At 42.6% G+C, this 19,617-nt stretch carries 24 protein-coding genes; 22 read left to right on the top strand and 2 right to left on the bottom strand.

The annotated features are described in order from the left end of the window. The first annotated feature begins 61 nt into the window (after positions 1-61). From NT136_02570 to NT136_02520, 11 genes are all read left to right on the top strand, one after another. Positions 62-265 carry a cold shock domain-containing protein gene (locus NT136_02570; protein MCX6765819.1) on the top strand — a complete coding sequence of 68 codons (204 nt, stop codon included), beginning with the start codon at positions 62-64 and terminating at the stop codon, positions 263-265. 94 nt (positions 266-359) lie between these two features. Beyond that, on the top strand, positions 360-806 hold the full coding sequence (locus NT136_02565) for a DUF4396 domain-containing protein (GenBank protein MCX6765818.1): 447 nt from the start codon (positions 360-362) through the stop codon (positions 804-806). Between the two features lie 147 nt (positions 807-953). After that, a complete protein-coding gene (locus tag NT136_02560; GenBank protein MCX6765817.1) occupies positions 954-1,505 on the top strand; it encodes a hypothetical protein in 552 nt (183 codons plus the stop codon). A 25-nt stretch (positions 1,506-1,530) separates the two neighbouring features. Further along, positions 1,531-1,896, top strand: a complete 366-nt coding sequence (locus tag NT136_02555; GenBank protein ID MCX6765816.1) for a hypothetical protein — start codon at positions 1,531-1,533, stop codon at positions 1,894-1,896. A 183-nt stretch (positions 1,897-2,079) separates the two neighbouring features. Further along, positions 2,080-2,433: a response regulator gene (locus tag NT136_02550; protein MCX6765815.1), complete on the top strand. Its 354-nt coding sequence runs from the start codon at positions 2,080-2,082 to the stop codon at positions 2,431-2,433. 65 nt (positions 2,434-2,498) lie between these two features. Further along, positions 2,499-2,981: a hypothetical protein gene (locus NT136_02545; GenBank protein MCX6765814.1), complete on the top strand. Its 483-nt coding sequence runs from the start codon at positions 2,499-2,501 to the stop codon at positions 2,979-2,981. A gap of 43 nt (positions 2,982-3,024) precedes the next feature. Further along, positions 3,025-3,420, top strand: a complete 396-nt coding sequence (locus tag NT136_02540; protein MCX6765813.1) for a metallopeptidase family protein — start codon at positions 3,025-3,027, stop codon at positions 3,418-3,420. A gap of 7 nt (positions 3,421-3,427) precedes the next feature. Further along, positions 3,428-4,459, top strand: coding sequence for a matrixin family metalloprotease (locus NT136_02535; GenBank protein ID MCX6765812.1), 1,032 nt, complete (start codon positions 3,428-3,430; stop codon positions 4,457-4,459). A gap of 92 nt (positions 4,460-4,551) precedes the next feature. Further along, positions 4,552-4,941, top strand: coding sequence for a DUF5684 domain-containing protein (locus NT136_02530; GenBank protein MCX6765811.1), 390 nt, complete (start codon positions 4,552-4,554; stop codon positions 4,939-4,941). Positions 4,942-5,060: 119 nt separating this feature from the next. After that, positions 5,061-5,495 carry a hypothetical protein gene (locus NT136_02525; protein ID MCX6765810.1) on the top strand — a complete coding sequence of 145 codons (435 nt, stop codon included), beginning with the start codon at positions 5,061-5,063 and terminating at the stop codon, positions 5,493-5,495. A 17-nt stretch (positions 5,496-5,512) separates the two neighbouring features. Beyond that, positions 5,513-6,082, top strand: a complete 570-nt coding sequence (locus NT136_02520; protein MCX6765809.1) for a hypothetical protein — start codon at positions 5,513-5,515, stop codon at positions 6,080-6,082. A 43-nt stretch (positions 6,083-6,125) separates the two neighbouring features. Here NT136_02520 and NT136_02515 read toward each other — a convergent pair whose 3' ends face one another. Both NT136_02515 and NT136_02510 read right to left on the bottom strand, forming a co-directional pair. Further along, positions 6,126-6,818: a ChbG/HpnK family deacetylase gene (locus NT136_02515; protein MCX6765808.1), complete on the bottom strand. Its 693-nt coding sequence runs from the start codon at positions 6,816-6,818 to the stop codon at positions 6,126-6,128. Further along, positions 6,785-7,543, bottom strand: coding sequence for a glycosyltransferase (locus NT136_02510; protein MCX6765807.1), 759 nt, complete (start codon positions 7,541-7,543; stop codon positions 6,785-6,787). Before NT136_02510 ends, NT136_02515 begins: the two co-directional genes overlap by 34 nt. Between NT136_02510 and NT136_02505 the strand changes: the two genes are divergently transcribed. The 11 genes from NT136_02505 (at position 7,515) to NT136_02455 (ending at position 19,617) form a co-directional block, all read left to right on the top strand. Beyond that, a complete protein-coding gene (locus NT136_02505; GenBank protein MCX6765806.1) occupies positions 7,515-8,675 on the top strand; it encodes an AI-2E family transporter in 1,161 nt (386 codons plus the stop codon). The two genes, NT136_02510 and NT136_02505, sit on opposite strands and share 29 nt — an antisense overlap. Then, positions 8,668-9,519, top strand: a complete 852-nt coding sequence (gene lgt / locus NT136_02500) for a prolipoprotein diacylglyceryl transferase (GenBank protein MCX6765805.1) — start codon at positions 8,668-8,670, stop codon at positions 9,517-9,519. The genes NT136_02505 and lgt overlap by 8 nt, the downstream gene beginning before the upstream one ends. Positions 9,520-9,559: 40 nt before the next feature. After that, positions 9,560-12,355, top strand: coding sequence for a hypothetical protein (locus NT136_02495; GenBank protein MCX6765804.1), 2,796 nt, complete (start codon positions 9,560-9,562; stop codon positions 12,353-12,355). A 10-nt stretch (positions 12,356-12,365) separates the two neighbouring features. Beyond that, on the top strand, positions 12,366-12,788 hold the full coding sequence (locus NT136_02490) for a hypothetical protein (protein ID MCX6765803.1): 423 nt from the start codon (positions 12,366-12,368) through the stop codon (positions 12,786-12,788). A 30-nt stretch (positions 12,789-12,818) separates the two neighbouring features. After that, positions 12,819-13,904, top strand: coding sequence for a hypothetical protein (locus tag NT136_02485; GenBank protein ID MCX6765802.1), 1,086 nt, complete (start codon positions 12,819-12,821; stop codon positions 13,902-13,904). Positions 13,905-14,013: 109 nt separating this feature from the next. After that, positions 14,014-14,745, top strand: a complete 732-nt coding sequence (locus NT136_02480) for a hypothetical protein (GenBank protein ID MCX6765801.1) — start codon at positions 14,014-14,016, stop codon at positions 14,743-14,745. A 109-nt stretch (positions 14,746-14,854) separates the two neighbouring features. Next, complete coding sequence (locus tag NT136_02475) at positions 14,855-16,153, top strand: glycoside hydrolase family 1 protein (GenBank protein ID MCX6765800.1); 1,299 nt, start codon at positions 14,855-14,857, stop codon at positions 16,151-16,153. A 62-nt stretch (positions 16,154-16,215) separates the two neighbouring features. Next, positions 16,216-17,169, top strand: coding sequence for an EamA family transporter (locus tag NT136_02470; GenBank protein ID MCX6765799.1), 954 nt, complete (start codon positions 16,216-16,218; stop codon positions 17,167-17,169). Positions 17,170-17,174: 5 nt separating this feature from the next. Continuing rightward, on the top strand, positions 17,175-18,185 hold the full coding sequence (locus tag NT136_02465) for a cellulase family glycosylhydrolase (GenBank protein ID MCX6765798.1): 1,011 nt from the start codon (positions 17,175-17,177) through the stop codon (positions 18,183-18,185). Positions 18,186-18,259: 74 nt separating this feature from the next. Beyond that, entirely contained in the window at positions 18,260-18,424 is a 165-nt protein-coding gene (locus NT136_02460; GenBank protein MCX6765797.1) for a hypothetical protein, read from the top strand. Positions 18,425-18,477: 53 nt separating this feature from the next. Continuing rightward, positions 18,478-19,617 (top strand): L,D-transpeptidase family protein, encoded by a 1,140-nt coding sequence (locus tag NT136_02455; GenBank protein MCX6765796.1) that lies wholly within the window; start codon positions 18,478-18,480, stop codon positions 19,615-19,617.

The raw sequence follows: 19,617 nt of genomic DNA, 5'->3' as shown, positions 1-19,617 counted from the left end.
GTCGTCGAGCTTTTCTTTGCATTATACCGTGTGCGTATATAAATAATTATCACTTGAAAAAATGGAAAAAGGAACAATCAAAAAACTGATCAGCGATCGCGGATTCGGCTTTATTGCTCGCGAGGGCGAGGAAAAGGATCTGTTCTTTCACTCGAAGGAGCTCCAAGGCGTGGAGTTTGATTCTTTGAAAGAAGGAGATGCAGTTCAGTTTGAGGTAACCGACAGCCCCAAGGGGCCGAACGCTACCAAAGTAACCCGCGTATAATTAAAGATACGCGCTTCAAAGAAAACCCTCCGATGCAATTTCGGGGGGTTTTCGTATTCGCATACATAATCTGCTTTGTAGTATAATTGACAATATGCAAGAAATAAATCACAAAATTACTGGAAATAAGAAACTCGCCCTAAAAATAACGCTTCATTGCGTCGCGGGCTGTGGCGCCGGAGATACTCTTGGGTTGATGATAGGAACTGTATTAAACTGGCCAGTACTGCCAACAATGGCGTTAGGAATCATTCTAGGATTTTTAGGAGGTTACGGTTTGACAATAATGCCGCTTTTGAAAAAAGGCATAAATTTTAAAAATGCCACGAGAATTGCAGTGGTTAGCGACACAATAAGCATTACAGTCATGGAAACAGCGGAAAATATAACAGCTCTTCTTATACCCGGCCTGCTGTACGCCAGCTTTTCAGCACCGATATTTTGGATTGGGTTTGCAATTTCGGCAGTGGCAGGATTCGTAGCCGCCTATCCAGTCAATTATTATTTGTTAGTAAAAAGAGGCCATATTCATCAGCATTAATTTTTTTTAAACGCAGGTTCCAGTTTTATCTTTCCGCGAAGCCAAATTGCGCATCCAGAATCTTGGTTGGACAAAACTCAAGACAGTTGTATAATTTAATCAGGAATTGTTAATTATTGAAAACTTGCCTCGCGGCAGCTGAAAAATATGAAAAAAACAATTTTAATTAGCGTGGCGACGATAGTGTTTTTTATCGCCTCTTCCGGTGTTTCTTTGGCACTCTGGCCTCCCGACATCTGGAAAAAGAAAATAGATCCCGCAGTGCTGGAAAATATTCTCCAAGCCAGATGTGAGAAGCTGAAAGGCAAATTGGATGGAAGGATAAGTAAGTTTGAGGAAAGAAAAGAAAAGCACTGGAGCGCGTACAACAATCTGATAACCCGGCTGGAAAAATTCGCCGAAAGATTGGATGCTCGCGGCTACGACACAACCGACTTGGAAAGTGACCTTAAAATATTGAAAGAAAAAGCCGATAAGTTTTTGGCGGATTACGACGCCCTGATTAATAAACTAAAAGAGGACCGGAACTATGTTTGCGATCACACGGATGCCGAAGTCAAGACCCAAATAGTTGAAACGCGCAATAAACTAAAGGCCGTCCGCCAGGACATCATCAGTTTCAAGAATTATTACAAAACTGTTATTCGCGGAGATATTCGGGAAATTCGCAACCAAGAACCTTCCTCCACTAACCAGTAATAAATTTTCACAATAACTTAAAAATATGGACGCTCCAGAAACATCTCAACTAGGTTCTCAAGGCCGGAAAAAAACCGCATTAATAATCGTCGGGATTGCTATCATTACTCTAATCGGAGCCTTAATCCTCGGGTTTTACTTTTTGAGAAATAAAACTGCCGGTCCTTCGCCAGCTGCTCCAGCGACAACCCCCGCGATGGAAGAAGAAGTACCGGCGTCTGAAACGCCTGCCGCTGTCACTGAAACGGAAGAAACCGGATCCCAGGCCGCCGCGGCAGGAGCCGCCATTGATTTCGATTACGAATTAAACCGGATGGATGCGCAAGCTGATTCAGTCAATTCGGATGATTTTAAAGACAATGAACTTTCCGATTCGGAAATAGGCCTTTAGTTGTCCGGCTAGAAGAGGTATTTAAACAGCTAAAGCACCCTCTCGAGGGTGCTTTTTTGCAGGCGGCCGGAAAAAGACCAAGTTGTTATTTTTCCGATTTAGTGATAATTTAGAGATATGAAACTCAAGAATTTGCAACAAAATGATGCAAGGAAAAAATAATAACAAAAAAAGATTTTAATTATCGAGGACGATACAGCTCTTCTGGAAGCATTAGTGGAAAAGTTTGAGTCCGAGAACTTTGATGTCCTCCAGGCCATTAATGGAGTGGAAGGGCTGGAGTCGGCGCTGAAAAATCACCCTGATCTCATCCTTCTTGATATCATTATGCCGAAAATGGATGGCACGGCCATGCTTCACGAACTTAAAAGAGATCACTGGGGGCAGCACGTCCCAGTGGTGATGCTGACCAATATCAGCGATGCGGGGCGCCTGGCCGAGGCGCTGGAGATAGGCATTGACGAATATCTGGTAAAAGCGGAATGGAAATTAAAAGATATTGTTGAGAGAGTGAAGAAAATTTTAGGAATACTTTAGCTTTTCGGCTATTACTTTAGAATTTAGAAAATTAAAAATGTTCTTTGAAAAAAGGAGGTTATGCTATGAACGGTGAGCCAGAAAGCAAAAAGAAGCGGCGGTGCGCTACCTGCAAAATGCCCCTCTCAATGTACAACAAAGGCAACACCTGCCTTAGTCCTTGCTCTCCCAAAACATCTGATGGCAGTTATATAAAGAGAGATAACTCTTCAATGATTTTTCCTTTCGTGGAAGTTGATGATGGCGTGGATTACAAGGAAATTCTCCATTTTGTCAGCGAGTCGTACGGAATATCGCTGAAAGAAATCATCCTCCATAACCGGGACAAGAAAGCTGATCACGCGCGCCAGGTAGCTATGTACCTGCTGTTTGAGGATCTCTGTTATTCATCGGTGCAAATCGGCCGGTTTCTCGACAAGCGAGATCACACAAGCATTCTGCATGGGTGCAAGAAAATTAAGGAAGAATTAAAAAAGAATCCAAAATTACGAGGAGAAATAGAGAGCATTAAATCAAAATACACTAAAGTTAACAAGGTCGCTTATTAGCGGCCTTTCTTTTTTCTCTTCGGGCATGTTAAAATAATCTATAATGGAACGAAAAAAATTTGAACAATTGGTGGCGGAGGGAATAAGCGCCCTTCCAGATCGATTTATCAAGAAGCTGGATAATGTTGCTATTGTCGTGGAAAATGAACCCACTCCGTCCCAGAAAAAAAAGCTCAACATCCGGCGCGGCTGGACTTTGTTTGGACTCTACGAGGGAGTGCCCCAATCTGTTCGCGGGGCTAATTACACAGCGGTTTTGCCGGACAAAATTACTATTTTTCAAAAATCAATTGAAGAAGTGGCTGGCAGTGAAGAAAAGATAAGGGAAATAGTAGAAAATACCGTCTGGCACGAGATCGCCCATCACTTTGGTTTAAATGAGGCCAGAGTAAGAAAAGCAGAAGCCGAAAGAAAGAGTCCGAGGCAATCTTCTAAGTAATGAAAAAATGATCAGGATTATAAAAAGTTTAATGCTAGTAAGCGGGGTAGCGGCGCTGCTGGGCGTGCTTCTTATCTATCTTTCAGTGTTTCACAAAAATCAATTTTCCCAGTCGGGGAAATTTATCCCGGATGGTCCAGATTGCCGTCTTCCCTTAACCTACCGTCTCGGATCTTTCGATCAGGCCTTTGGCATTTCCGAAGGTGATTTTACTAAAGCGATGCGGGAAGCCGAAAATGTCTGGGAGAAGCCGCTCAATTTGAACATTTTTGAGTTGGATGAAAGCGGCAACTTAAAAGTGAATCTTGTTTTTGATGAAAGGCAGGCGGAGACAAAGCGAATCAAGGAAATTCTTTCTGAAATCGGGACGGACGAAGAAAAATACAATGCGATTAAAGCGGAATACGAAAAACTGAAAGCACAATTGGAAAAAAGGGAAGCGGAATACCAAAAGGATTTGTCTAATTATGAAAAAGAACAAAATAAAATTAAAAAATCAGCGGAGACGTATGAAAAGCACGCCCAATCCTATGAGCAGAAAGTAAGTTACTGGAGTTCGCGCGGGGGAGCTCCTGAAGATGAATACGACAAATTAGCAAAAGAGAAAAAAGAGTTAGAATTATTGTATAATCAACTGAAAAAGGATGAGGATCGTCTTCGCCAGCAGCACGATTCTCTTGAACAGGAAAGAGAAAAGATAAATGGTCTAGTCGGGGAAGTTAATACCTTGGCTGGAATCCTTAATCGCTTAGCGGCCAGAGTCAATCTGAAAGCAGGGGACTTGAACCAGATTCAGCAGTCCCGGGAAGAGTTTATGACGGGACTTTACAAGTCCGATCAAAGTGGATCAGTCATTGATGTTTATCAATTTTTTGATGAAAAAGACCTGATATTAATTTTGGCGCATGAGTTTGGCCACTCTTTGGGGCTTGATCACGCCAGAAATCTGCAGTCGATAATGTATCCGCAACTGGGGCAGCAAAATGTCGGACTTACCGAAGAGGATCTGAAAATGTTCAGGGAAAAATGCTCTCCCTAAATTTCCAAAATGCCAAAAATGATTTTTTATTCGGCCGAAGATCGTGCTATTATAAAAGCAAGAATTAATTTAATTGAAAGGAGGTGAAAACTATGGACTATTCAGCTAGTTATCAGCCTACTTTGCCGCCGGAAGCCGGAATAGGACTTTTGGCAATTTTCGGATTAATTCCACTGCTCATTTTTCTTACTATCTATGTGTACTTTGCGGTCTGTCTTATGGTCATCGCCAGAAAAACCGCTACCGCCAATTCCTGGTTCGCTTGGGTTCCCATTTTAAATATGATCCTGATACTCCAAATTGCCAAAAAGCCGTTATGGTGGCTCATTCTTTTCTTAATCCCTTTGGCAAACATAGTCATCGGCATTTTGGTCTGGATGGAAATTGCCAAGGCCCGCAATAAGCCCGATTGGGTGGGAGTCCTAACCATTGTTCCTGTTATCGGATTTTTCATTCCAGCGTATTTGGCATTTTCCGACTGACGGGAATAATTGAAGACATGATTTAGAAAAGCGACTGGTTGGGAAGCGATCGCTTTTCTAAACTCTAAAAACAGAGTATAATAAAACAGTTGTAAAAGTTAAAATTCACATAATGCTGTATGTGCGGCCCTCTTTGCCCGGTAGGAATAGCCGGTGGTCTGGGACTGGCTCGTCTGCTGGGAGTTGATGAATTTATTCTGGGCTTGTGGATTGGAGCCCTCATCGTGTCATTTTCGGTTGTCCTTAATAAATTTTTAATTAAAAAAGGGAAGGGTTTCCCTTTCAGTTTTTGGCTTATTCTGCTGGCAACTTGGCTTATTTCCTTTTTCCCAATCTATAGGCAGCTTTCTTGGGATTCCTCTGTTATTATTTTGGGACTTCCTAGGGTAATTGCCGGCTCTTTGGCGGGAGCCGTGATGCTTTTCCTCATTGCTAAGATAAATGATTTTGCTATTTCCCGCCATAACGGCCAGATATATTTTCATTACCAGCGTATTATTATTCCTTTAGCTGGACTGCTGGCGATAAGTGCTGTATTTTATTGGATGCTTTAATTTTTTATTAGATTTTTATGACTACTCATAATGAAGAAAAAGTTCGTAACCTTCTTGACAGAATAAAAGTTCTGAAGGAAAAAAGCCATGAGCTTGATCTTTCCTCCAAAGAGGACTTGGGAATCGGAGTAATGAATTTGATTTCACTGGAAGAACATTTTTACTTTACCTATCAAAAAACAAAAGACGATAATTTTTTGCAGCTTCTCGGGGAAGTAAGAGAAATGCGCAAAGAAATGCTGGCGAAGATTGTCAAAAATACCAAAGGAGAGGTATGGTGCATTTCCAAGCACCTGCTGGCGGCGGCGATGCGTTTTATTGAGGTTGGAACGAAAAAGTTAGGCGTGGGTGAAGAAAAAGAGGCCAGAGAATTATTTGACAAGGCCTATACTCTCTGGAATATTTTCTGGGGATTAAATCTTGATTTGTTGGGAGTTAAAGACATAGAAAGCGAGGCAGAAAATAAGGAAGAAAATTTGGAAGTGATAGTTCCGAGAGATGATTCTCCATCCGGCGGAAAAAAAATCACCCTCTGGGGAAAATTGGGAAATATCATTGAAAAGATAATGGATTGCTGCAAGGAATAGGAAGTGAATGAAAGTTTAGCGGGGATCACAGGCGTTGGCTGGCTTAGAAATTCTGTCTAATTATTTTAAATTCTTTTTCTCTTTGCGGATGGCAAACAATTTCAATTGTTCCTTTCGGGAAGGAGTTTTTTAATTTTTGCGCGTCCTTTATCCAGTCAAGACTGATCAGGTAATCCGAAGTCAGCAATCCCGAAGCTGAAAAGGCACGCTTGTTTTTTTCGCAAAGGATGCCTAGTATTCTGGAAACGGCGCTGCTGTTTTTTATCACGCCTTTTTTTCCGAAGCGCAGGTATGGAATGTTATATTTTTCGCAAAGGCCGGCAGCTATCTTAAAATAGGCGGGAAAAAAGTGAATGTATTCGTGCGAGTTCAGGCCGTCAGGCGCGCGGCCGTAATTTTCAAAAAACAAGTCAATCTGTTTTCGCCATTCTTTTTCGAGAACCGAAACGCTTGACTTGTGAAGAGCGTATTTGGAAAGAAACACGAAAGAACGGCGAATTATTCCCCTTCTTTTTCTTATTCCTTCCGGAAAAGTGAGATGCAAATCAATCTTAACATTACTTTTCTGGAGCTCTTTAATATCTTCCATTAAAACAAATCCGTTAATTAAAATAGAGACCCGGTCAATTTTTCCGAGCCTGGCTAATTTCAAAATATTTTCATTTGCCCTGCCACTTAGGCCAAAATCGTCAGCCGAGACGATTAGTTTTTTTCGGTAATTACTTTCTGTTTCCATTTGTATATTCCGTTTAAGTCGTTAAAGCGGATTTTTATGAGGGAAAAAAACATATTGATAGAATCGCGGAAAATTCTGACATGGCTTTTCGGCGGATTTTGAAGAGAAATTGGCAATTCCTTTATTTGGTAGCCGAATTTTTTGGCGACAAAGATTATTTCCGCGTCAAAAGCAAAACGGTTGATAGTCGCCATAGAAAATATCCGTTGAGCGACTTCTTTCCGAAAAACCTTGAAGCCGCACTGGGTGTCTTTGACTTTCCAGGAATTGAGCATTATCATTCGCAGGGCTCTAAATATTCTTTCCATTATTTTGCGATACCACAAGACCGGCCTTAAAATTTTAAGACCGGGAATAAAGCGGGAAGCAATGACAATGTCGTTGCCTTTTTTTAATTCTTCCATAAACTTTCCCAGTTCCTCGATAGGAATAGCCAGATCAGCGTCCAGAAACATCACAATCTCATTGCTGCTCGCCAAAATTCCGTCTCTCACTGCCTTGCCCTTACCTTCATTTTGCTCGTTATTGATGATTTTGAGCGGCACTTCCTGCTTGACGATGCGCAATTCTGAAAGAGTATTGTCAGTACTGCCGTCGTTGACAACGATAATTTCAAAATCGGAAAAGTTCTGGACAAGGTATTCGCTTATTTTTTTGATATTTTGATAAATCGTCTTTCCCTCGTTAAAGCAGGGAATGACCACTGAAATTTTCTGGTGCTCCATTTTTCTTAAATTTGATATTAGTTTTCTCTATGATATAATTTTAGCAGATGCCGGTTTTATTTCAAAACGAATGGAACTTCGCAATTTTAATGTATATTTTTTCTTTCTTGTTCTCGTTTTAGTGAGCGCGATCGCTTTTTTTCTTTTCCAGCCGTTTCTCACGGCTGTTTTAACAGCGGCGATTTTAGCCGTCATTTTTCAAAAACCCCACCGCTTTTTCCTCAAAATTACCGGGAATCGCTCCGGCGTGAGCGCTTTGCTTACTTCTCTTTTGGTAATAATAGTAATCGTCACCCCTTTCTTTGTAATTTTGGGGCTGGTAGCCAATGAAGTCGCTTCTTTAGTAAAAGACATCTCCGCCGGGGAAACGGTCTTTCCCGAACAACTGAATAAGGGATTGCAGTATTTTAGAAATCTTCCCCTCGTTCAAAATTTTGAACTGGAGAAACTTTTCCAGCAGAAAGAAACAATTGATTCTCTCAAAAACATCAGCCAAGGAGCGCTGAATATCATTCAAAAAACCTACCAAGGCGCAGTCCATTTTATTTTTTGGACCTTCGTAATGTTTTTTACTCTTTTTTACTTTTTAACTGACGGAGGTAAGTTAGTTCGGAAAATTACGCAACTTAGTCCTTTGCGGGATGTTCACGAAAAACTGCTCATTGATAAATTTGTTTCCATTACCCGGGCTACGCTCAAAGGGTCGCTGGTTATTGGCATTATTCAGGCAACTATCGGGGGCATTACTTTGGCGGCGGCTGGTGTTTCTTCACCGGTTGTTTGGACGGTGCTGATGCTGATTTTTTCCTTCGTTCCGATGGTGGGTCCGGCCGTCGTTTGGTTTCCAGCCGGCGTTATTATGATTCTTTTGGGCAATGTTTGGCAGGGAATTTTAATTTTAGCGGTGGGATTAGGAATTATTTCCACCATTGACAACCTGCTCCGGCCCAAGTTAGTGGGGCGTGACACTCAAATGCATCCTCTTTTGGTTTTTTTCGCCACTTTGGGAGGACTGGCGGTTTTTGGCCTTCCCGGTTTTCTCATCGGTCCCATTATCATGGCGCTTTTTCTCACCCTTTGGGAGATTTACGCGATTGAGTTTAAAGGGCAATTAAAGGACTATAATGCTTGAATGGTATCAACATATTCCTGAACACATCAATCCGATTGTTTTTTCAATCGGATCTTTTTCTGTTAAGTGGTACTCAATTATGTATTTAGCGGGTTTCCTGACAGTGTATTTATTACTTAAATATAGAATAAAAGAGTCGCCAAATAAAATTTCCATTCCGGATTTAATGATTTATTTGATTATAGGATTACTTATTGGCGCGCGGCTGGGCTATGTTATTTTTTATGGTTTGCCGTATTATCTTCAACATCCTTTGGAAATTTTTTTGCCGTTTAGCATAGAGGGTTACGGATTGCAGATTGCGGGCTTTGAGTATACCGGTTTTTACGGAATGAGCTACTTTGGCGGGCTTGTCGGAGTGATAATTGCCGGCCTTGTGTTCGCCAAAAGAAATAATCTTAATTTTTGGCAGCTGGCCGATTTTGTCATTCCCGCCGTTCCCGCCGGCTACTTTTTCGGTCGGATAGGAAATTTCTTAAACGGCGAGCTCTATGGCGTGCCGACAAATCTGCCGTGGGGAATGTACTTTCCGGCTGATGGACTGGGACTGCTGCGCCACCCTTCGCAACTTTATGAAGCATTTCTGGAGGGAATAGTGCTGTTTGCCATTCTTTGGGCATTGAGAAATGGAATAAAATATAAAAATAAAGTGTTCCATGTTCCATGCTTTATGTTATATCTTTTCGGCTACGGTTTTTTTAGATTTTTTATAGAATTTTTCCGCGAGCCGGAGAAAGGAGCAATTTTGGCAAATAATTGGCTTACGCTGGGGCAAATATTATCAATAGCGCTAATTATTTTATCCACAGCTACCTTTTTGTTAAGGAGGAAAAATATGGTATAATTTCAAGCAGTTAACTAACTAAAGCGTAAACAAAAAACATATGCGGAAAAACAAAAAAGTTTATCTTTTTGCCTTAGCGCCATTCCTGTTTTTGGGGCTGATTCCCTTCCTAGCTTCGGCCCAGACGGGAAACAGCGGGATGAATGCCAGTCCTACGGAAATTCAAATCAAGGATATTAAATTAGGCAGCGGTACTGTTAAGGCGGGAGAAAAACTGACGGGAAGCTTTACGCTGGTAAATAACAGCGGCCAAATTGTTTCTGATTTGCGCTACAAAATGCGGCTCTTTGAGAAGCCAGCCGGAGACACAGGGAAAGGGTATATTGACAACACACCCCGTGTTCCTATTGATACTCAAATATCTCCAGATTTTATTTCCCTTGGCATCCTAGGGGAAAAGAATATTAATTTTAGTTACGTTGTTCCCCTTAATCTCCAATCCGGCGAACACCTGTTCCTAATCGAAGCATTCCGATCATCTGGCACGATGGCCAGTTGGAAAAGCGCCAAAATTACGGTGACTGACGCCAGCGGGAAATATCTTTCCATTTCCGATACTAAATTGCTGGCGAACGGAACGGCCGCCGGCTCTCCCATTGAAGGAGTAAGTGTTGATAAGGGAGACAAGATAGAAGCCGCTTTTACGGTAGAGAATAAAACTGATCTCAAAAATGTCAAAATAAAAACTCAGGTTTATTACCGCGATACCTTACTGGAAAAATTAAAAGAAGAAACTCAAGATTTAGCTGTTTCAGCTGGCAAAAGCAATTTAACCATCGTTCTTCCTCAAATAGATAAGCCGGGAGGATCGTATTTAGCCAGAATCCAGATCATTGATCTCCAAACAAATGAAGCTGTTTCCAATGAGGTCTATTTCCGCTGGGTAGTGAAAGGAGTGAGCGCTAAAATACTAAGTGTTTCACTGGCTTCCTCTCAAGGGGAAATTGGAAAGAAAGCATTAACTTTCGCTGTGAGTTACGCCGGGCCGGCGGATATGTCCAATGCCGGAACCGGAACGCTGTCTGTTGACATCAAGAATGGCGGGGAAATTCTTAGCTCGGCTAAAAAAGATATCCGGCTCTCCGGAACTTTCACGGAAAATGTGGCTATTGATCTTTCTAATGTGAAACCAGAAAAACTGGCCGCGGTTTTAAGCGCTGAAGCGAAAATATCAAAGGATAACTCAACTCTGGACAGTTATTCAGTCAAACTCAATCCCTCTGATTTATCCTCCTTACTGGAAGGACCTAAATCAGCTCCAGTTGAAGTTGAAAAAGCCAAAGGAAAAATGACGGCAGGAAAAATCGCCGCCGTTGGGGCACTTGTTTTAGTGCTAATTATCAGTGCTTTGGTAATCTGGAAGATCAGAAAAAGGCAGAATGTTATGTTAATCTTCGTTTTTATCGGAACCCTGGCCTTGGCTTCGGCAGTACTGCTTGGATTTTCTCCGGAGGTTCAATCGCAGGATTATCCTGGTGGCGGTAAAGGTTGTACAGATAACTCAATAAAGGATTATGGAGACAATCCCTGCTTCCAGGCGGAATACACCCCGGACTATTTCGGACTGCGCTTGAAAGGAGATCGGAATGGCGATGAGGGGCACTTCATAATAACTGATTCTCCTATCACCTTCCCCTTTGCCCCCAGTGATAGCTGCAGAATATTTGAAATTTTAAAAAATGTAAATTATGTTATGCTTCCTAAAACAGTTCATTCCTCGTTTAACGAGATTCAGCCCATGCTTAACACTGGAAGCCAAGGACAATTTAGCGGAGACAGTCGCTATATTTATTTCGGTTCTATTGATTATATAGAAGCCAGTCCCGGATGCTATATGACAGCGGGAATATCCCACACTGTGTTGCCAGCTCGCTCTTCGCAAGTCGTGATGGATTTTTATTATTATAATTCTAGTTCTGGTGTCCCCGAAGGTTTATATCTGACGGAATGGGGAAATCCAGTTCCCAATTCTTCGTTCGGGGCGGGCAATCCGATAACATTCAGCGGGATGTTGTCCAATAATGTCTGTGAAAACGGCTCTGCTACTAATCTGGACAACTTGCAGTTCAGCATTTCCAGTGAGCAGTTCAGCTATACAGTTGAACCTTACGGAAGCAGTGAATCAGGAATCGTCAGTCCTTCCTCGCTTTCAGCGGTTAATTACTATACTTTTCCGTCTGTTCCTCCGGGTCCTTCTTCTAATGATTATTTCATCTATGACATAACGTTTCTTTCCTTTCCCGGATCCGGCGATAAAGGAACCGCTCCCGGTAGTTTTTCCAATGGCAATCTTTACGCTTATCTTATGGCATACGGTCGTTTAAATAAGGCGGCAAATTATATCAAAACCATCGCTCATGTTCCCATTCAGTACCAATCATCTACCACAAAATTGTGCGTGAATGCCTGCGACAGTGGAATTTTAATTGCCAATGAGTCTTCCAGAACTATGACAGTTGGTCAAACTTTAAATCTGAAGGCCTGCCATAATCTCTCATCGGCGTGTGACGATGCAAGCGGGGATATTACCTATTCCAATCTTGTCTTCTGGAGCGACAATAATACTCCTAACAACGCGGTTAGTTTGTCTGGCACTAATCCTAAAGTTTTAACAGCTGATAATCCCGGCTCCGAAGGAGTGAGTATGAGATCCTCCGCCAGTAGCGGCTATACGGTAAATTTCACAGTCAATGTTTCATCTCTCCCCGTGTGTGTTTGCAACACCGGCTGCGAAGCTAGTATTTGCAAGGGCACTAATTGCAATGACAGTTGCGGCAACTCCGTTTGCCCCGGGACCAAGAACTGCGGTCCAAGCTGGAAAGAAGTAGCGCCGTAAAGTGAAAAAAATGGAAAAAATAAAGAATCCGAGTTTTTTCGCGCTTTTTAAGAAAAAAGGGGTGCTTCCGATTGCGGGAGTAACCCTTTTGATAATTGGCGGATTGATTATTTGGGGTATCAATCAGCCAAAAAAGGCCGAAGCACCAGCATCTCCTGCGAACGGAATCGTTTACTATTACGGCCAGGAATGCTCTCATTGCCAGGAAGTCGTTAAATTTCTTGAGGAAAATAAAATCGCCGAGAAAGTCAGTTTTTCCAAAAAAGAGGTCTGGCACAACCGGGAAAACGCGGCAGAACTGGAACAGCGGGCGGAAGAATGCGGACTGGACAAAAGCAAAGTTGGCGTCCCGTTTCTTTACGCCCAGGGAAAGTGTCTTATCGGAACGCCAGATGTGGTTGATTTTTTTAAGAAAGAAGCGGAAATACCGTAGAAAATCCTATTATTTACATTTTATCCGCAGATGAACAAAAACAGGCAAGAAAGATATTTTTTTGACAGCGCTTCAATTGAAAAAGAAGCCGTTTATTTTATTCCCTTCCCCGGAACCCAAAAAGTAATTCAAAATTTTCAGTCCGGAAAAATAAAATCCACTCTATTTTCCCGCAGCCGGAGGATGGAGTGTTTTTTTACCGAGGACTCCAAACTGTATATAACCCCCAAGGAGAAAAAACTGATGGAAAGCGGTGTCATTTTCAATAAAGTGATAAAGGGCTTAGACAGTTTGAACCGGAGGATTTTGAAAAGTTATCAACCTGGCAGGCCGAAATCGGGAGATATTCTTTACAAAACTTTTGCCAAGCATCGTCAAGCGCTTCGCGAGGCAGTTTCCGGCCGTCCAGTTTTTATTGCCAGCCGGTGGCCGCTAGCTCAAATCTGGAATATGTCAATTATTAGCGCTGTTCTTTTGGGAATGATTTCCATGGCGCTTATTTATCACTATCTGGGACTGAGTGCTTCGGCCCGGGATGTAAGCCAGGCGGCGCAATATCAGGATCCCAGTGGAACAACTGGCTTAGTGCTGGGAGAAGAAACATTAGTGCTAAATTCAGCCGGCTTTGATATAAGCGGAGAGGAAAACGGTGAATACATTGCCAATCTTATCAGGGACTTGGAAAGTGCCAAAAAAGAGGAATTTGAAAAAGAAATAAGAAAAATGGTTAAGGGCTACCCGATAGAAAAAATGATTCCCTATATTGTAAAAAAAGACCGGATAGTGGCGGCTTTTCTTATTGGCATTGCCAGAAAAGAAAGCAGTTGGGGAGTGCATGTGCCGTTACTTGCCGGCCAGGACTGTTATAATTACTGGGGTTATCGGGAACAGCGCCGCCTGATGGGCACCGGCGGGCACACTTGCTTTAATAGTCCGAAAGACGCAGTGGACACAGTTGCCAAGCGGCTGGAATGGCTTATTAAAAATAAAAAATTGAATACGCCGACTAAGATGGTTATCTGGAAATGCGGCTCGGCCTGCGACAAGGACGATGTAGCAGCGGTACGCAAGTGGATTAGTGACGTAAGCATGTATTTTGAGAAACTTAACAACTAAATTAAGCTTTATGAAGCCAAAAAATCATATTTTTCTTGACGCCCGACTCCCTTTAATGCTAGGATAGGAAGCGTGTTTTTCAGGAGGACTTAAGCATTGAATTCAAGGTATGGGTGTTTTTACGGATCGGCTGAAAAAGCTGATTTCCTGGAGGCGAGAGAAGAATAACCAGCATCAATCAACTGATATTATTCTCTTAACGACCCTAATCTTAGTATTAGGTTGTTTTTTTTGGCTAAGAAGCGGAGAAGCGTTCCCGCGCCTTTATATCCAGATACATAAGGAAAGCGTTATTTCCCTTGAGCAAGCCGGTTTTCTTTCTGATTTACCTAACCAGTTGCTGCGAAATGATCCTTGGAAGGAAAAAAGGAAGGATATTTCCAATTGCGGCCTTAAGAATAAAATCGGCAACTTGGAAAAACAGCAACTGGAGGAAGAGCTCTACCAGCTGGTAGGAAATTATCCTATTCGGGAAATGGTGCCCTTTATCAGTGAATATGATCGGGTGATAGCTGGCCTTCTGGTGGGAATTGCTAAGAAGGAAAGCGGATGGGGCGAGCATACCCCCTCAAAAGATGGACAAAATTGTTACAACTACTGGGGATACAAAGGCAGCGGCAGTCGGGGAACAGCACTGGGCTACGGATGTTTTGCCAGTCCCAAAGAAGGCGTGGAAGCAGTTGCCCAGCGGCTTCAGTTTTTTGTCAGCCGGAAACTGAACACTCCGGAAAAGATGGTGATCTGGAAATGCGGTGCCAGTTGCGCTGGGCATGATCCTGGAAGCGTGAAGAAATGGATTAGCGACGTAAGCGGCTATTACAATCAGATTGCTTATAAATAAATTAAAAGTTCAAAGCGAAAAGCGCAAAATTACAGTTGAAAATGCAAAACTTAAAATAGCGGCAGAGATGCCGCTTTTTTATATTGGGTAATTGTTGTAAAATAGGCTTATGAAACAATTTCCAAAGGACTTTTTTTGGGGAGCGGCGACGTCGGCTCATCAGGTAGAAGGAAATAATGTTAATAATTGGTCGCAGTGGGAAAGGGAGAACGCCGGGCGTCTAGCTAAAGAAGCTAAAGATAAATGGCAGGATTGGCAAAAAGAAAAATTTCCGGAAATGTTTAACCCGGAAAACTATATTTCCGGCCGGGCCTGCGATCATTACAACCGCTATGAAGAGGATTTCGATTTAGCGCAATCCAGCGGACACAACGCTCATCGTTTCTCCATTGAGTGGTCAAGGATTGAACCAGAGGAGGGAAAATTCAATGAGAAAGAAATTGAACATTACCGGAAAGTTATTCTGGCCCTTCGCAAAAGAAATATCGAGCCGTTTGCCACTCTTTGGCACTGGACCAACCCTTTATGGCTGGAAGAAAAAGGAGGATGCGAAAGCAAAAAATTTCCTTTCTTTTTTTCCCGTTATGCTCAATATGTCGTCAAAAATTTAGGGGAGAGCGTGAAATTTTGGATCACGTTAAATGAGCCGACATCAGTAATAGCTGCCTCTTACTGCATTGGGAATTGGCCGCCGCAAAAGAAAAACCTTATTGTCGCTTGGAAATTATATGGAAACTTTGCTCGGGCTCACATTGAAGCATATAAAATAATTCGTTTAATTTCTAAAGATGCTAGAGTGGGATTTGCCAATGCTCTCCATTCTTTTGAGCCTTATCGCAAAAATTCCTGGCTGGACAAATTGAGCGTGGCTGTTGGCCTTTACTTTGTCAATAAGCGAATGCTTAATCTTACGAAAGGATACAATGATTTTCTTACTGTTCAGTATTATTTTCATAATCGTTTCAAATTTCCCAGAAAGATTCGATTAGGTGACAAGCCCGTGAATGATCTTAACTGGGAAATATATCCGGAAGGTTTGTACCATGTGTTAAAATGGCTTAAGGAATATAATTTGCCGATCTATGTGACGGAAAACGGGTTGGCGGACGCAGACGAAAAGCGTGCTGATTTTATCAAAAATCATCTGCAGTGGATTAAAAAAGCTATTGACGAAGGGGCGGATGTGCGCGGTTATTTCTACTGGTCGCTGATGGATAATTTCGAATGGGACAAGGGTTTTTGGCCGCGTTTCGGTCTTGTTGAAATTGATTACCAAACGCTGGAACGGAAGCCGAGGAAAAGCTTTTACGCGTATGAAGAGATAATAAAAAATAACGGCTTAATAACGAATGTCATTCCGAGTGCCCGCCCGCCGGCGAGGCAGGAAGCCGAGGAATCTAAAAGTTAAATGGTCATGTCGCGGAGTTTATCCCGCCGAACGGCGGGACTCCTCGCAGTGACACAATGTGAATGACTTGGTTATCCATCGCCCTCACATCTTACTTTCTTAGCGCACTGGCGGTAATTCTTGATAAATTCATCCTGGGCTCGAAAAGAATTTCCTCCCCGCCGGTGTACTCTTTTTACATCGGTCTTTTAGGACTAGGTGCGCTGATTTTTGCTCCTTTTGGATTTTCACTTCCTTCCGGTTATCAAATTGTCATCAGTTTAACGTCTGGAGCGCTTTTTACTTTCGGGATTCTGGCCCTTTATTTTGCCATCCAAAAAGCGGAGGCCAGCCGGGTGGCGACGGTGATTGGCGCGGTTACCCCGCTGGCCGTATATCTTTTTTCCATTGTTTTTTTTCAGGAAAAGCTGAACAGCGTCCAGCTAATCGGAGCAGTCCTCTTAATTTTCGGAGGGCTTTTAATTTCTTTCGATTTGCCTTTGCAGCTTGGCAGGAAAAAATTTTTCTCGGGGTTTTACTACGCATTGCTGTCGGGAGTAGTTCTGGCGGTTGCCTATTTGCTTTTTAAGGTCGTCTATAATGAGCAGGCCTTTTTCAACGGCTTCATTTGGACGCGATTCGGGTCAGCCGTTGCTATCGCCGGATTTTTTATAATTCCAAAATGGAGAAAAGATATTATCGGCAGCTTAAGAGGATTTCGTCGTCCCACCCATACGCAATACCGAACGGGAGCGTTAGTTATAATCAATAAACTAATTGGCGGAACGAGTTCCATTCTTTTTAACTACGCGCTGTCGCTGGGAAGCGCCACGCTGATTAACGCGCTTGTTTCCTCTCAATATGTCTTCGTTTTGATCTTGGCGACGCTGGCAGCCACTTGGCACCCCAAAGTGTTTTCGGAAAAATTGCTGTTCTGGGACTGGGCACAGAAAATTGGAGCGATTATCATTATTGCCATCGGTGTAGCGCTTGTTTCTTCGCTAGTTTCCATTGAGAGCTTACTGTTAAAGCCATAAAAGAAATGATTAGAAAAATTATTCAGGTCATTGTCATAACTTGCGGACTATTGTTTCTTTTTACCGGCCTTCTTTTGATTTATTTCAATCTTCCCGTAAAAAGTTCTTTCCAAAAACCGGAACTGGGAGTCACTTATTCCTCCCGTTACGCGAGAGCCATTGGCCTTGACGAAAAGGAGGCGTATCTGGCATTACTGGACGATTTGAAAGCGCGGCACATTCGCCTTCCTTTATACTGGGATTTCGTTGAACCGCATCCGGATTATTTTGATTTTTCTGAAATTGACTGGCAGTTGACAGAGGCCGAAAAGAGAAAAGTTGATGTAATTTTAATAATCGGACAAAAAGTTCCCCGCTGGCCGGAATGCCACGAGCCCGAATGGATTAGGAATCAGGAATTAGGAATTAAGAAGCAGGAATTACTGGAATACATTGAAGTAGTTGTTAAGCGGTATAAAAATAATCCCACTGTTACTTATTGGCAAGTAGAGAATGAACCGTTTCTTCCTTTTGGCATTTGCCCCCCGCTGGATGTGAAACTTCTTGATGAAGAGCTAGCTCTTGTTCGAAACCTGGATTCCAGCCGGCCGGTTATTGTCACTGATAGCGGGGAATTGAGCTTGTGGATCCAGGCAGCTAAGCGAGCCGATGTTTTTGGAACGACTTTATACCGTTCAGTGGTAAGCGGAAAACTGGGAATCGCCTTTGATTATCCCATTGGACCCAATTTTTTTAAATTTAAATACTGGCTGATCAAAACTTTCGCCGGGCAGGAAAATATTATGATCGTTGAGCTTCAGGGAGAGCCCTGGCTGGACGGCTGGACAGTGGATCAGCCGCTGGAGGAGCAACTTGAGTCGATGAACGCCGAAAAGCTCCGGAGCAACGTGGAATTTGCCGAAAAGACGGGATTTTCGCCGATTTATCTCTGGGGAGCCGAGTGGTGGTATTGGCTGAAAGAAAAGAAAAATTATCCGCAGGTTTGGGAGGAAGCCAAGGGACTTTTTTCCAAATGAAATGTGAGCTATAATAAGATTAACGAATTGATTATAAACAGTTCTTTTTTTGAAATAAATTTAAGGAGGTAGTTATGGCAGATATAGTAGAAGCAATAGAAAAATTGAATGCAAAGAAAAAAAAAGAGGGAATTGTCGAAAATAATAATGGAAAGGGAATTTGTTCCGGCTGCGGAAAAGGTGATGATCAAGAACATCATCCGAACTGTCCTTGCAGTGAAGACAAATTAATAAATTGAAAAATTAATGTTATACTAAAAGGGTGAAACATCACCCTTTTCTTTTTTAAATAATGGACGAAAAATTAAAACACAAAATACATCATATCTTAGCCGCAATTATTTTTATCGCCGGAGTACTGGGGATTGTTTACAGTGTCCGCGCCTATCCGCAGGTCTTTCGGGTTGATGTCCAGTTGGAATCAGATCGCGACATCACGCCCAGAGAGGCGCTGCAGTTGAACTTTTCAGAGCCAATGATAGTGGAGCGAACTAGCAGTGTTGTGACAATAAGTCCAAAGGAGGAAGTCAACTTTCATTGGCTGAATGGAAATAAATCCTTAGTTATCACTCCTTTTGATTCCTGGAAGCCCGAGCAAGAATACAACATTACTATCTCTGGGGGAATAAGCATAATGCTTACTGAAATTAATGAACGCCTTACCTTTCGGACAGTCGCTTATCCCCGAGTATCAGAATTTTATCCAAAGATGGGAGAAAGAGATGTTATTTTTGATATCGAGGATCCAATGACTGCTGTTTTTAGCAAATCAATTGAGGACTTCCGCGTTAAAGTTGTTATTAATCCTGCCGAAAATCTTGTCAATCAGCTGGATCTGGAAAAAAAGAAAGTTGACTTTCTTTCGAAAAATGGTTTTCAGCGAGGCCAGCGCTACGACGTAGAAATTATGGTTCGCCATAAGGATGAAAGCGAAAGCCGATATCAGAAGATCTACACGACTTGGTTTGAAACCAAACCATTTCCTCCCGCCACCTGGGAAAAAGACCTTAATCTGCGGCTAGAGCAAGCCAGGAGATTTTCCGATCCGAAAATTAAAGAGGGAAAATACATTGACCTGAATGTGGAAAGCCAAGTAATGACCATTTTTGAAAACGGGAAATTAGTGGACGCTTTTCTCATTTCATCGGGGAAGCGGGGAATGGGCACTCCTCAGGGAACTTTCCATATTTCCAATAAATTTCCCCGCGCTTGGTCAAAAAAATACGGCCTCTTTATGCCCTATTGGATGGCGTTGGTACCGTCAGGCGATTTCGGAATTCATGAACTCCCGGAATGGCCGGGCGGTTTCAAGGAAGGAGCAGCCCATCTGGGGACTCCCGTTTCCCATGGCTGTGTCCGGCTGGGAGTCGGGCCGGCGCAATTTGTTTATAATTGGGCCGAGATCGGAACGCCGGTAGTTGTCCACAATTGA

Source organism: Candidatus Moraniibacteriota bacterium (assembly GCA_026396275.1).
In the GTDB taxonomy this organism is placed as follows: Bacteria; Patescibacteriota; Minisyncoccia; order Moranbacterales; family JAPLXC01; genus JAPLXC01.
The sequence above is the reverse complement of the archived record's forward strand: the minus strand, read 5'-3'. Positions and strand labels throughout refer to the sequence as shown.

Bases quoted from the DNA above. Each gene is read 5' to 3' on its own strand.
- NT136_02570 (MCX6765819.1), top strand. From the start codon at position 62: ATGGAAAAAGGAACAATCAAAAAACTGATCAGCGATCGCGGATTCGGC.
- NT136_02565 (MCX6765818.1), top strand. From the start codon at position 360: ATGCAAGAAATAAATCACAAAATTACTGGAAATAAGAAACTCGCCCTA.
- NT136_02560 (MCX6765817.1), top strand. From the start codon at position 954: ATGAAAAAAACAATTTTAATTAGCGTGGCGACGATAGTGTTTTTTATC.
- NT136_02555 (MCX6765816.1), top strand. From the start codon at position 1,531: ATGGACGCTCCAGAAACATCTCAACTAGGTTCTCAAGGCCGGAAAAAA.
- NT136_02545 (MCX6765814.1), top strand. From the start codon at position 2,499: ATGAACGGTGAGCCAGAAAGCAAAAAGAAGCGGCGGTGCGCTACCTGC.
- NT136_02540 (MCX6765813.1), top strand. From the start codon at position 3,025: ATGGAACGAAAAAAATTTGAACAATTGGTGGCGGAGGGAATAAGCGCC.
- NT136_02535 (MCX6765812.1), top strand. From the start codon at position 3,428: ATGATCAGGATTATAAAAAGTTTAATGCTAGTAAGCGGGGTAGCGGCG.
- NT136_02530 (MCX6765811.1), top strand. From the start codon at position 4,552: ATGGACTATTCAGCTAGTTATCAGCCTACTTTGCCGCCGGAAGCCGGA.
- NT136_02525 (MCX6765810.1), top strand. From the start codon at position 5,061: ATGTGCGGCCCTCTTTGCCCGGTAGGAATAGCCGGTGGTCTGGGACTG.
- NT136_02520 (MCX6765809.1), top strand. From the start codon at position 5,513: ATGACTACTCATAATGAAGAAAAAGTTCGTAACCTTCTTGACAGAATA.
- NT136_02515 (MCX6765808.1), bottom strand. From the start codon at position 6,818: ATGGAAACAGAAAGTAATTACCGAAAAAAACTAATCGTCTCGGCTGAC.
- NT136_02505 (MCX6765806.1), top strand. From the start codon at position 7,515: ATGACCACTGAAATTTTCTGGTGCTCCATTTTTCTTAAATTTGATATT.
- NT136_02510 (MCX6765807.1), bottom strand. From the start codon at position 7,543: ATGGAGCACCAGAAAATTTCAGTGGTCATTCCCTGCTTTAACGAGGGA.
- lgt (MCX6765805.1), top strand. From the start codon at position 8,668: ATGCTTGAATGGTATCAACATATTCCTGAACACATCAATCCGATTGTT.
- NT136_02495 (MCX6765804.1), top strand. From the start codon at position 9,560: ATGCGGAAAAACAAAAAAGTTTATCTTTTTGCCTTAGCGCCATTCCTG.
- NT136_02490 (MCX6765803.1), top strand. From the start codon at position 12,366: ATGGAAAAAATAAAGAATCCGAGTTTTTTCGCGCTTTTTAAGAAAAAA.
- NT136_02485 (MCX6765802.1), top strand. From the start codon at position 12,819: ATGAACAAAAACAGGCAAGAAAGATATTTTTTTGACAGCGCTTCAATT.
- NT136_02480 (MCX6765801.1), top strand. From the start codon at position 14,014: ATGGGTGTTTTTACGGATCGGCTGAAAAAGCTGATTTCCTGGAGGCGA.
- NT136_02475 (MCX6765800.1), top strand. From the start codon at position 14,855: ATGAAACAATTTCCAAAGGACTTTTTTTGGGGAGCGGCGACGTCGGCT.
- NT136_02470 (MCX6765799.1), top strand. From the start codon at position 16,216: ATGACTTGGTTATCCATCGCCCTCACATCTTACTTTCTTAGCGCACTG.
- NT136_02465 (MCX6765798.1), top strand. From the start codon at position 17,175: ATGATTAGAAAAATTATTCAGGTCATTGTCATAACTTGCGGACTATTG.
- NT136_02460 (MCX6765797.1), top strand. From the start codon at position 18,260: ATGGCAGATATAGTAGAAGCAATAGAAAAATTGAATGCAAAGAAAAAA.
- NT136_02455 (MCX6765796.1), top strand. From the start codon at position 18,478: ATGGACGAAAAATTAAAACACAAAATACATCATATCTTAGCCGCAATT.